A 14096-nucleotide genomic window follows, 5' to 3' on the forward strand; every position below is an offset into this window, starting at 1 on the left:
CTAAGTGATATCACTTTATCCCCGCATGGCAACCCTGCGGCCCTCCCGCTGGTCGGTTCCTTTGGGACGGGTGCTGATTGTCACGTCCGTAAAAGACGGGATCGACGGCCCTATGTCCTATCTCTCGGTGTTAGCTTTCTGAGCTGACCTGAGCGGCGAACCTGTGTGACTCCAGATCACACATGAGCGAAGCGGAGCAGATCGGACCCATGGGACGAGCGGAAGAGAGACGAGCGCGACAGCGCGGTGGCCACCGCGCGGCGCCCCGGCGCTCGTCCGGGACGCCGTCGGCCGGCGTCGAGGGCGGCCGGGCGGCGGCCCGCAGAGCGGGCAGAGGGGGAGCGGGGAGCGGCGGCAAGAGCCGCATACGCCGGCTGTTCACCTGGAAGAAGCTCCTCGGCACGTTCTTCGGCCTGTGCCTGCTCAGCATCGGCGGGTTCGTCGTGCTGTACCTGGTCGTGCCCGTGCCCGAGGGCAACGCCGCCGCGCAGCGCCAGAGCAACATCTACAAGTTCAGCGACGGCAAGGTCCTGGCCCGCTCCGGCAAGGTCAACCGCGAGATCGTGGGCCTGGACAAGGTGCCCAAGGAAGTCCAGCGCACCTTCGTCGCGGCGGAGAACAAGACCTTCTACAAGGACGCCGGCGTCGATCTGAAGGGCACGGCCCGCGGCCTGTTCAACACCATGATGGGCAGGGGCACGCAGGGCGGCTCGACGATCACCCAGCAGTACGTCAAGAACTACTACCTCAGCCAGGAACAGACCGTCACGCGCAAGCTGAGGGAACTGGTCATCTCGCTGAAGGTGGACCGCCAGATGTCGAAGGACGACATCCTCGCGGGCTACATCAACACCAGCTACTACGGCCGCGGCGCCTACGGCATCCAGGCGGCGGCGCAGGCCTACTACCGCGTCGACGCCGAGGACCTGACGGTCCAGCAGGGCGCCTACCTCGCCGCGCTGCTGCAGGCACCGAGCCAGTACGACTGGGCGGTCGCTTCCAAAAACGGCAAGCGGCTGGTGGAGCAGCGCTGGAACTACGTCCTGAACAACATGGTCGAGGAGGGCTGGCTGGACAAGGCCAAGCGCGACGCCATGGAGTTCCCGAAGCCGAAGGCGCCACGCGGCACCGCGGGCCTCGCGGGCCAGAAGGGCTACCTGGTCCAGCTCGCCAACCAGCAGATCGAAGCGCAGCTGATGGAGCAGGAGGGCATCACCAAGTCCCAGGCGGAGGCCGAGGTCGAGAACAACGGCTGGACCATCACGCTCAACATCGACCGGAAGAAGCAGGCGCAGCTGGAGAAGGCCGTCAAGTCCCAGCTGACCAGCAAGCTGGACCCGAAGAAGCGCAAGGTCGACAAGAACGTGCAGGCCGGCGCGGTCTCCGTCGACCCCAGGACGGGGAAGGTCGTCGCCCTGTACGGCGGCGAGGACTACTTCAAGCACTACGTCAGCAACGCCACCCGCACCGACTACCAGCCGGCCTCGACGTTCAAGCCGGTGATCCTCGCCGCCGCCCTGGAGGACGAGGCCACCACGGCGGACGGCACGCCGATCACCGCGAACACGGTCTACGACGGCACCAGCAAGCGGCCCGTCGTCGACCGCGACGGCAACAAGGTCGGCTTCGCCCCGGAGAACGAGGACGACCGCAACTACGGCGACATCACCGTGCAGCAGGCGATGAACAAGTCCGTCAACTCCGTCTTCGCCCAGATGGGTGTGGACGTCGGCATGGACAACGTCCTCAAGACGGCCGGCGAGCTCGGCATGGACACCGACGGGCTGAAGGCGGTGCCCGCCCAGACCCTCGGCACCATGGGCGCGAGCCCGCTGGAGATGGCCGGGGTGTACGCCACCCTCGACAACCACGGCAAGAAGGTCACCCCGAGCATCGTCAAGTCGGCGGAGCAGAAGAACCGCGTGGTCAAGATGCCCGACCCGATCGGTGACCAGGTCATCAGCCGGGAGGCCGCCGACACGGTGACGTCGGTGCTGACCGGTGTGGTCGACGACGGTACGGCCCAGGAGTCCGTGCGCAACAACCCCCAGCGCGACGGTCAGCAGGTCGCGGGCAAGACGGGTACGTCCGACAACAACAAGTCGGCGTGGTTCACCGGCTACACGCCCCGGCTGGTCACCTCGGTGGGCCTGTTCGGCCAGGACGCCAAGACCGGCGCCCAGGTCGCGCTGTACGGCGCGGCCGGCGAGGACCGCGTCAACGGCGGCGGTTTCCCGGCGGAGATCTGGGCGGCGTACACCTTCGGCGTGATGAACGAGGTCAGCGAGTTCGACCTGGACACCACGCAGGGCGCGGCCGTCAAGCCGACCCCGGCGCCGACGCCGACCACCCAGCGGCCGACCGAGACGCCCACGGAGGAGCCGACCACCGAGGAGCCGACGTCTCAGGCGCCGACGCCGTCCGAGACGCCGTCCCAGACGCCGTCCCAGACGCCGTCCCAGACACCCACGCAGACGCCGACCCAGACGCCGACGACGAAACCGCCGAGCGACGGCATCCCCCGGGATCCCGTCCAACCGGGCGAGGACCAGTAGCACCAGGGTCAGCGGCACGAGAGTCAGTAGCACAGCGGGTGCCCGGCGGCATGCCGGGCACCCGGCGTTCATCTGTTGTTCACCCGAATGTCGCCATGACGGGCCCGGTCAACCGCACCGGCTTATCGTGGAGCGCATGTTTCCGCCCATTCCGGGTGCGCCGTCCGGCACGCGCATGAAAGGTGGCACGAGCAATGGACCGCTCTCTTCGAGAACTCGGTGAGCACACGGCCGGCACACGTGACTTCGACCCGAGGATCACGCTCACGCCCATCGGCCAGGCCACTGACATTCCGGAAGAGGAGTCAGAGGCGGAAACTGCCGACGAGCGCTGCGCCTCGCTGTACGACGCCATACGGGAGATGAGCACGTACGGATCGGAAATAGAAGCGGAGAAGCGCAGGAACAACGCTTCCGGCATCGTGCCCAAGCCGTGAGGACCGGTCGGCAGTGGGTGGGCCCTGATGGGTGCGGAAAAGCGGACAGGCTTCGGCTCGTATCCGGAGGAACCCAGCGGACGCACCTTGGGGGACAAGTACTTCAAGGAGTTCACCGGGCTGGTGCACGTGAGCCTGCGGAGCGGGTGGTGGGGGGAGCCGCTGGGGGCGATCCTGGGCGGGGCGGGGGGAGCCTGGCTCGGCCATGACGACGACCTGCCGATGGACGAGGTGCTGGGCGTCGCCGTCTCCATGGTGGGTGTCATCATCGGAGCCGTGTTCGGCATCCTCGCGATGATCACGCGCGCCTGCGACAACAATTTCCTGCGCAAAGCCAGGAGAGCGGGCATCCTGCCCATCACCAATTACCTGTGGCCGTTCTTCACCATTGTCGCCATGGGGGTTCTGTCCACCATTTTCCTGCTGATCGTGGCCGGGATGTCCGACGATGCCCCGACACCCATCCGCATGACCTTCGGAGCGGCAGCGGGATTCTTCATCATGTGGACGATGGCCAGCCTCCTCCCCGCCATGGGGGCCCTCATCGTCTTCACGCGCCTCATCGAGAAGACCTCCGGCATCAACGACTGAGAGCTCAGAAACGGCGCCGGCGCGGCGGACGCGAACGGCGTCCTCCGCACCGGCAGGGCCGACCGCGCCTCACTCGTCGACGTTGAGCTTCCAGTGGCTGTACCGGCCGTCCAGGGTGATGTAGCCGTCACCGTAGGCGGAGCGGTAGTGGCCGGTGCCGCCGGTGATGGCGGTCTTGGCCGTCAAGGGCTCCCGCGGGCTGTATCTGATCATGTCGCTGAGCGTCAGCGTCCCCTTGGGCAGGCTCAGGACGCGGGTGCACAGCGCCGTCACCTGGTTGCCCTGGACCTGGACCGCGCTGCACTCCGCCTGACCGTCACCGGCGTACTGCAGCCGCCGTCCGTTCGGCTTCCGCGTCTTCTTCTCGGCGTACAGGTCCGTACGGGTCACCCAGCTGTCGCCGGTCCGGATGTCCACCGGCGTCGTGTCGAACCAGTTGACGCCGGTGAGCTCGATCCTCTCGATGTCGTTGTCCTCGTCCGACTCCTCGGCCTGTGCCGTTGCCGGGAGCAGGGCGATCGTGGTGGTGAGGGCGGTGACGACGATGCCACGGACAACCGACTTGATCACGGGACCTCCAGGCCGTACAGAGTGCTCCAGGCCTTCCGGAGCAGGGGCGAGTCATTCCAGGCAGTTCGTTCCCGCAGGGCGACGCGCCCCGCGTGGCCGGATCGCGCGCACCACTCGGGCAGCGCAGCGGCCGGCCGGCCCTCGGGCGAGGCGTACCGCTCAGTCATCGACGTGGAGGTCGAAGTAGACGTGGTCGCCCTTCAGGGTGATGTATCCCTCGCCCTCGGCGTCGTTGTAGATGCCCGTGCCGCCCACGATGGCGGTCTTGGCCGTGATGGTCTCCTTGCCCTCGCGGCCGATCATGTCGTGAAGGTGGATCTCGCCCTCCTTCATGCGCAGCACCCGCGTGCACTGGGTGGTCACCCGGTTGGTGGTGACCGTGACGGCGCTGCACCGCGAGCCGGCGTCGCCGACGAACTTGTTGTCGGGCGTGTACAGATGCAGGTAGCTGACCCAGCTGGCGCCCTTGGTGACGTGCTTGGGGCGCGCGTCGTACTTGGTGACACCCGTGAACCTCACCCGCACGATGTCCTCGTCGCCGACGTCTGCCGAGGCCTGCGCCGACAGGGCGAACGTCAAAGCGGTGGTCAGGACGCCGGCGGTCACGGCGCGGCGGACAGTGGAAAAGGGCATGCATCCTCCCGGGTGTGGCTGGGGGTGCTCGGACCTCAGGAGCACCGGCGAGTCATTCCAGGCGCCGGAACCCCGCCACGCAACGCGCCTTGCCCCGGCCGACCGCAAATGCCACCCGAACAGGCGGGACCGGCCCTGTCGTTCGGATCATCCCCTGTCACCCGGGTGCCCAGCGCGGAGCGCACCCGGCCGTGGGTTCGGCCGGGTGCGCTCCGCCGTCGCTGTGGCGGGTCAGCCGCGGTTCAGTTCGAACCAGACGACCTTGCCCGTACTGAGCCGGGTCGCGCCCCACCGCCTGGCCAGCCTGTTGACCAGATACAGCCCGCGTCCGCCCTCGTCCGTGGCCCTCGCCTGCCGCAGCCGCGGCAGCTGCGGCACGTCGTCGCCGACCTCGCAGCGCAGCACGTCGGTGCGCAGCAGGCGGAGCGTGACCGGGCGGGAGGCGTAGCGGACGGCGTTGGTGACGACCTCACTGACCAGCAGTTCCACGGAGTCGGTGAGCTCCTCCAGGCCCCAGCGGGCCAGGGCACGGCGGGCCAGGCGCCGCGCCCGGCCGGGGGCGGCGTCCTCCGGCTCCAGGAACCAGTACGCCACGTCGCTCGGCGCGATGCCGTCGAAGCGGGCGGCGAGCAGCGCGATGTCGTCGTCCCGGTCGCCGGGGCCGAGCATGTCCAGCACCTCGTCGCACAGCGCCTCCAGCGGCGGCGGATGGTCGGGTCCGGTCAGCTGCGCGGTCGCGGCGAGCTTCTCGCGCAGCTGCTCTATGCCGGTCCACACGTCCCTGAGGCGGGACTCGACCAGACCGTCCGTGTACAGCAGGAGCGTGGCCCCGGCCGGGGCGTCCAGCTCCACGGCCTCGAAGTCGACGCCGCCGACCCCGATGGGCGCGCCCGCCGGGACGCGCAGCACCTCGGCCCGGCCGCCCAGGTGCAGCAGGACGGGCGGCGGATGGCCGGCGTTGGCGATGGTGATGCGGTGCGAGACCGGGTCGTACACCGCGTACAGGCAGGTTGCCATGCGGTCGATGCCGAGCCGCTGGGCCTGTTCGTCGAGGTGGTGCAGGACCTCCTGGGGCGGCAGGTCGAGCCCGGCGAGGGTCTGCGCGGTGGTGCGCAGCTGGCCCATGATCGCGGCGGAGGTCATGGAGTGGCCCATGACGTCGCCCACGACGAGGGCGACCCGGCTGCCGGGCAGCGGGATGGCGTCGTACCAGTCGCCGCCGACGCGCGCGGTCTCGGCGGCCGGCAGGTAGCGGGCGGCCAGGCGGACGCCCGTCGGGCGCGGCAGGGTCTCCGGCAGCATGGTGCGCTGCAGCTCGTCGGCGATGTACGCCTCACGGCCGTACAGCACGGCCTTGTCGATGCCGAGGGCGCTGTGCGTGGCCAGCTGGGCGGCCACCAGCAGGTCGTCGGCCTCGAAGGCGATACGTTCCGGTCGGCGCAGGAACAGCGCCGCACCGATCACCCGGCGCCGGCCGCGCAACGGCGCCAGGATGGCGCGCTGCCCCGGAGGAACGGCGAACTCACCGCCGTCGCCCAGCAGCTCGGGCAGGGCGGCACGGGCGGCGGGCGCGTCCGTGAAGACCGGGCGCACCCCGCGCAGCACCTCGGCGAGCGCACTGCCGGGCCGTACCTCGCACAGCTCGCTGCCGACCGCGTCCAGCTCGTTCGGCTCCGGCTGGAGCGCGGGCATGAACCCGCCCTCGGTGTCGCGTTCCGCCGGTATCCGGTCGGTGCGGCGCAACCGCAGCACCAGCGGTCCGGTCGGCCGCTCGTCGCCGACCGGCAGGGGCTCGCGCAGGTAGACGAGGATCGCGTCGGAGAAGGTGGGCACAGTGGCCCGGCACAGCCCCATCACGATCTCGTCCAGGTCCATGCCCCGGGCGATCCGCCGCGTCGCGGCACCCACGAACCGCAGCCGGTCCCCGTCCCGCCGCATCGGCGTCGGCCTGCCCGGCGGCAGACCCTGGCCGCTGCGCCGCTCCTGGCCTTCCGGCGCCTCGGCCCCGTCCTGCTCGGCACCCGGCTGGACCGGAATGCTCTCGGAAGCGGGCCGCGGACGGTGCATGTCGGACTCGGGGGCCTGCTCGGCGCCCGGCTGGGAGTGCTCGGTGGCACCGATGGGCCCCTGACCCGGCGCCGTCGTGTCCGGCGGTGTCTCGCCGGTGCGCGCCTGTGCTGGTAAGGCCGTGGTGCCGGTGGTGCGCTGGGGCACCGGGGTATGCAGGAGCGCCCCGCGGGGATCCGCGGGGTCGACGCCCGCCTGGGGGCGCTCGAAGGAGGTCGGGTGCTCCGTCACGCGTGTCGAATCCATCCGTCCGGGGCCACGGCCCTGTCCTCAAATTCCCGCCTGCTCCGCAGGGGGGACCCCCAGCCACCTTCTCGCTCTGCGGCTGCACGCACCAGACACCGCGAGGCTCGCCCTGCGGGCGGACGACGGGAAGGTGAGGACAGGGCCGTGCGCCGCGCGTGCAGTTCGTCCCGCAGAGAACCCGATACCCGCAATACCTGCCCCAGGAACGGAATTCCCGCGTGGTCAGAGGCTGTTCCTGTGCCATCGGCGGGCCGTCTGCGCCCCGTACCGATCCTGCCCTCGTACCCCTCGATCACGTCCAGCCGCCCCTCGGTGACGTTCGGTCAAGCTCAGCGCGCGCTCCGGTAGTTGCCGCTACGCGCCCTTGCGGAGGACGATCCTACGTTTCTTGCCCGGGGGCGCAGCAAGGGTCTCATGAGGACACATGCGCGGGCGTGCGGTCCCAGTCCTCCGGAAGTGACGGTACCGCCCAGGACGGATCCGGGCGCCAGTGCTGCCAGCCATCCGAGAACGGCGGACCCCAGGCTCGGATCACTTCCTCGACGGCCCGCCCGGCATTCCGTACCTTTTCGGCCAGTTGGGTGTCCATCAGTCCGTCCCGCTGGGCCTGCGCGAACTCGTCCTCGTCCCGCCAGTGCCAACTCCGGTCGGGCTGGACCGAGATGTCCAGGAAGTGGTCTTCGGAGTCGACCCCGCCGTCCCAGCGGGCGAGCGGCTCCTCAAGGTTCACGTACCAGTTCTTGAACCGCCAGCCCGGCTCCCAGAACAGCCACACCGACCAGGGCTCTCCGGGACGCGCCAGCTTCAGCACGCCCGTACCGAACCAGCGGTCGCGCTGCACCGTCCGCGGCTTGGTGTAGCGCGTCGCGAGCGGCTCCAGGTGCACGGGCGTGCCGTCGGCGAGGACCGGCTTCACACACTCGGTGCCCGGCGCCATCCATACGGCGAGCAGCTCGGCGTCGTCGCGTACGACGGTGACGGGACGCGCGATGTGGAAGCGTTCGCCACCGTTGACCCGGTACCGCCACAGGATCTGTGTCCCGGGCGCCCAGAAGCTCGTCGTCCCGCCCGCTTCCACTTCCGTACTCACCACATCACCGTCTGCCATGCACAGATATTAGGTGTCATGGGCATACGACGCTGCGGTGCGCGTCACGGTTCACGCTGGGGCGTGATCGGTTACGGGCGTGTCATCCGCAGGACATCCAGCGCCTCGTCGAGCTGCTCGGCGGTGAGGTCCCCCCGGTCGACGTAGCCGCTCTCCTCTACGACCTGACGGATCGTCTTCCGCTCGGCCAGCGCCTTCTTGGCGACCTTCGCGGCCTCTTCGTAGCCGATGTACTTGTTGAGCGGAGTCACCACGGAAGGCGAGGACTCGGCGTATTCACGCGCTCGTTCCCGGTTCGCGACGATTCCGTCGACGGTGCGGTCGGCGAGGAGCCGGGAGACGTTGCTCAGCAGCCGGATGGACTCCAGCACGTTCTTGGCGATGACCGGCAGCATCACGTTGAGCTCGAAGTTGCCGGCGGCCCCGGCGGTGGCGACGGTGGCGTCGTTGCCGACGACCTGCGCGGCCACCATGAGCACGGCCTCCGGGATGACCGGATTCACCTTCCCCGGCATGATCGAGGACCCCGGCTGGAGGTCGGGGAGGGTGATCTCGGCGAGCCCGGTGCGGGGACCGGAGGACATCCACCGCAGATCGTTGGCGATCTTTGTCAGCCCGACGGCGATGGTCCGCAGCTGTCCGCTGGTCTCCACGATGCCGTCCCGGGCGCCCTGCGCCTCGAAGTGGTTGCGCGCCTCGGTGAGCGGCAGCCCCGTGGCACGGGCGACCTCGTCGATGACCGCGGCGGAGAAGCCGGGCGGGGTGTTGATGCCGGTCCCCACGGCCGTGCCGCCGAGGGGGAGTTCGGCGAGCCGGGGGAGGGAAGAGTTCAGGCGTTCGATGCCGTGGCGGATCTGGGCGGCGTAGCCGCCGAACTCCTGCCCCAGGGTGACGGGCGTGGCGTCCATCAGGTGCGTCCGCCCCGACTTCACGACGTCCGCGAACTCCTCGGCCTTGCGCTCCAGGGCGCCGGCGAGGTGGTCCAGGGCCGGGATCAGGTCCCGGGTGACGGCGGCCGTGGCGGCGATGTGGATGGAGGACGGGAAGACGTCGTTGGAGGACTGGGACGCGTTCACATGGTCGTTGGGGTGGACGTCCCGGCCGAGCCGCTCACTGGCGAGGGTGGCGAGGACCTCGTTGGTGTTCATGTTGGACGAGGTGCCGGACCCCGTCTGGAACACGTCGACCGGGAAGTGCTCGTCCCACTTGCCCAGGGCCACCTCGTCGGCCGCCTCCTGGATCGCCACCGCGATGTCCTTGTCGAGCACTCCCAGCCGGGCGTTCACCTTCGCCGCGGCGCCCTTGATGCGGGCGAGGGCCTCGATGTGGGCCCGCTCGATGCGCTGTCCCGAGACGGGGAAGTTCTCCACGGCCCGCTGGGTCTGGGCCCTCCACTTGGCGTCCGCCGGGACGCGTACCTCACCCATGGAGTCGTGTTCGATGCGGTATTCGTCGCTCATACCGGCTATAGCGATCGGACGGGCGGCGATGTTCCGCATCCTGCGCCGCCCGGGTGTTCTCACCGCGGCCGCCGCTCCTCCGCCTGCGGCCGGGCGGCGTAACCGGGCACGGACGGCCACCGCACCGTGAGCACGGTGGAGTCCTCCTCGGCGTACCACGAGTGATCGACTCCGGGGCCCCACAGGATGTAGTCGCCGCGCTCCCGCAGGACGACACTGCTGCCCGGGAAGTCCAGGCGGAACCGGCCGCTGACGAGTACCAGGAGTGCCGTCCGGACCTCGCCCGTCACCCACTGCGCACGTGTGTCGCCCCGGGGATGGACACCCCATTTGACCTCCACCGCTTCGGTGTGGCGCGGGTCGTCCGCGTCCTTGAAGTGCCCGAGCAGCCATCCGTGGTCCAGTGCCGCGTCGTGGTCCGCCTTCCCGACGTACACGCCGGGGTGAGGACTGTCCGTCGTGGGCTGGTGGGTCATGGGGCGGCTGCCAGGCCGGGGTTGCCGTAGTAGGCGTCGGGGCCGTGTTTGCGGGTGTAGTGCCGGTTCAGCAGGTGCGGCGGCGGAGGAGCTGCCGGGTTCAGGGACATGGTGTGCAGGGCGATGTCGGCGACGGCCTCGCAGATGATCGCGTGCTCCAGGGACTTGCGGGCGGTGGCACCCCAGGTGAAGGGGCCGTGGCCGGCGACGAGGGCGGCGGGGACCTCGACCGCGCGTTGGTCGTCGGCGTCGAGCAGGTCCACGATGACGCGACCAGTGTTGTACTCGTAGTCCTTGGCGCATTCCTCCGGGGTGAGGACGCGGGTGACGGGGACGGGGCCGTTGAAGGTGTCGGCGTGGGTGGTGCCGAGGACGGGGATGTCCCGGTACGCCTGCGCGAAGGCGACGGCGTGGGTGGAGTGGGTGTGGGTGACGCCGCCGATGGAGGGGAAGGCCAGGTACAGGCAGCGATGGGTCTCGGTGTCGGTGGAGGGTCGCAGGCGGCCGTCGACGACCTCGCCGTCGGACAGGCGTACGGTCACCAGGTGGTCGATGGTGAGGTCCTCATAGGGGACGCCGGAGGGTTTGATGACGAACACCCCGGCCTCGCGGTCGACTCCGCTGACGTTGCCCCAGGTCAGAGTGGCGAGGCCGACCTGAGGGATGGCCAGGTTGGCGTCCAGGACCTCCTGGCGCAGGCCCTGCCGGACATCTGTGGTCATCGTCGGTTCCCTTCTCACAGAGCCTGGGCCAGGCGGTGGTACGCCGCGTTCCAGCGGATTTCCTTGGCGAGCTGATCGGGGGTGGTGTTCTCGTCGATCATCAACAGCTCCACTCCCGTCATGGAGGCGAAGTCGGTCAGGGTTTCGACGTCCACGGCCGAGCTGAGCACGGTGTGGTGGGGCGCGCCCGCCAGGAGCCAGGCCTCGGCCGATTCGGCCAGTGAGGGGCGGGGCTTCCACACGGCTCTGGCGACGGGAAGCTGGGGCAGGGGCTGGCTGGGGGCGACGACGTCCACGGCGTTGGCGGTGAGGCGGAAGCGGTCGCCGAGGTCGGCCAGGCCGACGACGACGGCGGGTCCCTCGGCGGCATCGAAGACGAGGCGGACGGGGTCTTCGCGGTTGCCGATGGACAGGGCGTGGATCTCGCAGCTGGGGCGGTCGGCGGCGATGGAGGGGCAGACCTCCAGCATGTGGGCGCCGAGGATGCGCGGGGCGCCGGGGCCGAGGTGGTAGGTGTAGTCCTCCATGAACGAGGTGCCGCCGGGGCGTCCGGCGCCCATGACCTTCATGGTGCGCAGCAGTGCGGAGGTCTTCCAGTCGCCTTCGCCGCCGAATCCGTAGCCGTCGGCCATCAGCCGCTGGACGGCTATGCCGGGCAGTTGGCGCAGGCCGCCCAGGTCCTCGAAGTTGGTGGTGAAGGCGGTGAAGCCGCCCTCGGTGAGGAAGGCGCGCAGGCCCAGTTCAAGGCGCGCGGCATACAGCAGGGAGTCGTGGCGGATGCCGCCGGGGCGCAGGGAGGGCACCACGTGGTAGGCCTCGACGTACTCGGCGGCGAGTTCGGCCACCGCCTTGTCCTCGATGGCGTCGACGACGGCGACGAGGTCGTTGACGCCGTAGGTGTTCACGGAGTACCCGAACCGCAGCTGTGCCTCGACCTTGTCGCCCTCGGTGACGGCGACTTCGCGCATGTTGTCGCCGAAGCGGGCCAGGCGCAGGGTGCGGGCGGCGTGGCGCCCGGCCGCGGCCCGGGTCCAGGCGGCGATGCGGCCGACGACCCTGGGGTCGGTGGCGTGTCCGGCGACGATCTTGCGGCTGACGCCGACGCGGGCCTCGATGTGGGCGAACTCGCGGTCCCCGTGGGCGGCCTGGTTGAGGTTCATGAAGTGCATGTCGATGCTCGACCAGGGCAGCGACAGGTTGTACTGGGTGTGCAGGTGCAGCACCGGCCGGTCCAGCGCGCTCAGTCCGGCGATCCACATCTTGGCCGGGGAGAAGGTGTGCATCCACACGATCACGCCGACACATACGTCGGAGGCGGTGGCCTCCAGGCACAGCCGGCGGATCGACTCCGCGTCGGTCAGGACCGGCTTCCACACGATCTTCAGGGGCATCTCGCCGGCCGCGTCGAGGCGTTCGGCGATCTGGCGGGACTGATGGGCGACCTGGGCCAGGGTCTCCTCGCCGTACAGGTGCTGGCTGCCGGTCAGGAACCAGATCTCCTGGCCCTCGTACAGGTTCGTGGCAGTCGTCATGATGGGGTCCTTTCACAAGACGGGAGGGTTCAGGCCAGGGCCTCGGCGCGGATGCGGCGCAGGCGGTGCATGACGTCGTTGGTGCCGCGGCCGAAGTAGTCGTGCAGCACCCGGTACTCGGCGTACAGGCGCTCATAAGCCGCCGCCCGCTCCGGGTCGGGCAGGTACACCCCGCGCTCGGCCTTGCCCATGGCCTGCGCGGCCGCCCGGATGTCGGGGAACGCCCCCGCGGCGACGGCCGCGTGCATGGCCGCGCCCAGCGCCGGGCCTTGGGTGGAGCCGATGACGCCGAGCGGGCGGCGGGTGACATCGGCGTAGATCTGCATGAGCAGCGCGTTCTTCGTCAGACCGCCCGCGATGATCAGCTCCTTCACCGGCACGGCGGCGTCCTCGAAGGCGTCGATGATGGTGCGGGTGCCGAAGGCGGTGGCCTCCAGCAGGGCCCGGTAGATGTCCTCCGGACGGGTCGACAGGGTCTGGCCGACGACCACGCCGCTCAGGTCGTGGTCGACCAGCACCGAGCGGTTGCCGCTGTGCCAGTCCAGCGCGATCAGACCGTGCTCGCCCACCTTCTGTCCCGCCGCCAGAGCGGTGAGGTACTCGTGCGCGTTCTGGCCTGCGGCCGCGGCCCGCTCGGCGTACTCCGCGGGGAAACCGGTGCGCACGAACCAGGCGAAGATGTCACCCACACCGCTCTGCCCGGCCTCGTATCCCCACAGCCCGGGCAGGATGCCGCCGTCGACGACACCGCACATGCCCGGCACCACGCCCTGCTGGTCGGAACTCATCACATGGCAGGTCGAGGTGCCCATGATGGCCACCATCTGCCCCGGCTCCACGGCAGCCGCGGCGGGGGCGGTGACGTGGGCGTCGACATTGCCGACGCACACCGCGATGCCCTCCGGCAGCCCCGTCCAGGCGGCCGCCTCAGCGGTCAGCACTCCGGCCGCGTCGCCGAGCCGGCCGATCGGCTGGTCCAGCTTCTCCGTCACGAAGTCGGCGAAGCCCGGGTTGAGCGCTTCCAGGTAGGCCCGGGAGGGGTAGACCCCGTCCTGGTACTGGCCCTTGTAACCGGCCGTGCAGGCGTTGCGGACGTACCTCCCGCACAGCCGCCACACGATCCAGTCCGCCGCCTCCACCCACCGCTCGGTGCGCTGGTAGATCTCCGGATCCTCCTCCAGGACCTGGAGCGCCTTGGCGAACTCCCACTCCGAGGAGATCTTCCCGCCGTACCGCTCCAGCCACGGCTCCTTGCGTTCGGCGGCCAGCGCGTTGATCCGGTCGGCCTGGCCCTGGGCGGCGTGGTGACGCCACAGCTTGACGTAGGCGTGCGGACGGGCGTTGTACTCGGGCAGCTCGCACAGCGGGGTGCCATCGGCGAGCGTCGGCAGGACCGTGCACGCGGTGAAGTCGGTACCGATACCGATCACCTGCCCGGGCTCCACTCCGGCGCGGGCGAGGGCCTCGGGTACGGCGGTGCGCAGGACATCGATGTAGTCCGAGGGGACCTGCAGGGCCCAGTCGGGGGGCAGCCCGGTGCCATCGGGCAGGGTGCGGTCCAGGACGGCGTGGGAGTAAGCGTGCTCCGCCGACGCGAGCTCCGCGCCGTCTCGGACGCGGACGACGACGGCACGGCCGGACAGGGTTCCATAGTCGACGCCGACAACACAGGCTTCTGGATTCACAGCGGCACCTCCTC

12 protein-coding genes are annotated in these 14096 nt (G+C 69.9%); 3 read left to right on the forward strand and 9 right to left on the reverse strand.

Going from position 1 to position 14096, the window contains the following annotated elements; translation table 11 throughout:
• Positions 1-209 precede the first annotated feature (209 nt).
• The 3 genes from NW895_RS10570 to NW895_RS10580 all read left to right on the forward strand — a co-directional run bounded on the left by NW895_RS10570 (position 210) and on the right by NW895_RS10580 (position 3583).
• Positions 210-2555: a transglycosylase domain-containing protein gene (locus tag NW895_RS10570; protein ID WP_289935513.1), complete on the forward strand. Its 2346-nt coding sequence runs from the start codon at positions 210-212 to the stop codon at positions 2553-2555.
• A gap of 194 nt (positions 2556-2749) precedes the next feature.
• On the forward strand, positions 2750-2992 hold the full coding sequence (locus tag NW895_RS10575) for a hypothetical protein (RefSeq protein WP_289935144.1): 243 nt from the start codon (positions 2750-2752) through the stop codon (positions 2990-2992).
• Between the two features lie 27 nt (positions 2993-3019).
• Positions 3020-3583, forward strand: a complete 564-nt coding sequence (locus tag NW895_RS10580) for a hypothetical protein (protein WP_289935145.1) — start codon at positions 3020-3022, stop codon at positions 3581-3583.
• 69 nt (positions 3584-3652) lie between these two features.
• Here the strand turns inward: NW895_RS10580 and NW895_RS10585 are convergent, their stop codons facing one another.
• From NW895_RS10585 to araB, 9 genes are all read right to left on the reverse strand, one after another.
• On the reverse strand, positions 3653-4153 hold the full coding sequence (locus NW895_RS10585; protein WP_289935147.1) for a hypothetical protein: 501 nt from the start codon (positions 4151-4153) through the stop codon (positions 3653-3655).
• Positions 4154-4312: 159 nt separating this feature from the next.
• The gene (locus NW895_RS10590; RefSeq protein WP_289935148.1) at positions 4313-4786 is read right to left on the reverse strand and encodes a hypothetical protein; all 474 of its coding nucleotides are present in this window, start codon (positions 4784-4786) and stop codon (positions 4313-4315) included.
• Positions 4787-5017: 231 nt separating this feature from the next.
• Complete coding sequence (locus NW895_RS10595) at positions 5018-7099, reverse strand: SpoIIE family protein phosphatase (RefSeq protein ID WP_289935149.1); 2082 nt, start codon at positions 7097-7099, stop codon at positions 5018-5020.
• A gap of 412 nt (positions 7100-7511) precedes the next feature.
• The gene (locus NW895_RS10600; RefSeq protein ID WP_289935150.1) at positions 7512-8207 is read right to left on the reverse strand and encodes a DUF402 domain-containing protein; all 696 of its coding nucleotides are present in this window, start codon (positions 8205-8207) and stop codon (positions 7512-7514) included.
• Between the two features lie 71 nt (positions 8208-8278).
• A complete protein-coding gene (locus NW895_RS10605; protein WP_289935151.1) occupies positions 8279-9667 on the reverse strand; it encodes a class II fumarate hydratase in 1389 nt (462 codons plus the stop codon).
• 59 nt (positions 9668-9726) lie between these two features.
• Positions 9727-10143: a signal peptidase I gene (locus tag NW895_RS10610; RefSeq protein WP_289935152.1), complete on the reverse strand. Its 417-nt coding sequence runs from the start codon at positions 10141-10143 to the stop codon at positions 9727-9729.
• Entirely contained in the window at positions 10140-10865 is a 726-nt protein-coding gene (araD, locus tag NW895_RS10615) for an L-ribulose-5-phosphate 4-epimerase AraD (protein ID WP_289935153.1), read from the reverse strand. Before araD ends, NW895_RS10610 begins: the two co-directional genes overlap by 4 nt.
• Positions 10866-10879: 14 nt before the next feature.
• Complete coding sequence (gene araA, locus NW895_RS10620; RefSeq protein ID WP_289935154.1) at positions 10880-12397, reverse strand: L-arabinose isomerase; 1518 nt, start codon at positions 12395-12397, stop codon at positions 10880-10882.
• Positions 12398-12426: 29 nt separating this feature from the next.
• Positions 12427-14082, reverse strand: a complete 1656-nt coding sequence (araB, locus tag NW895_RS10625; protein ID WP_289935155.1) for a ribulokinase — start codon at positions 14080-14082, stop codon at positions 12427-12429.
• Positions 14083-14096 lie beyond the last annotated feature (14 nt).

Origin of the sequence: Streptomyces sp. S.PNR 29, from assembly GCF_030386795.1 — a bacterium.
In the GTDB taxonomy this organism is placed as follows: Bacteria; Actinomycetota; Actinomycetes; order Streptomycetales; family Streptomycetaceae; genus Streptomyces.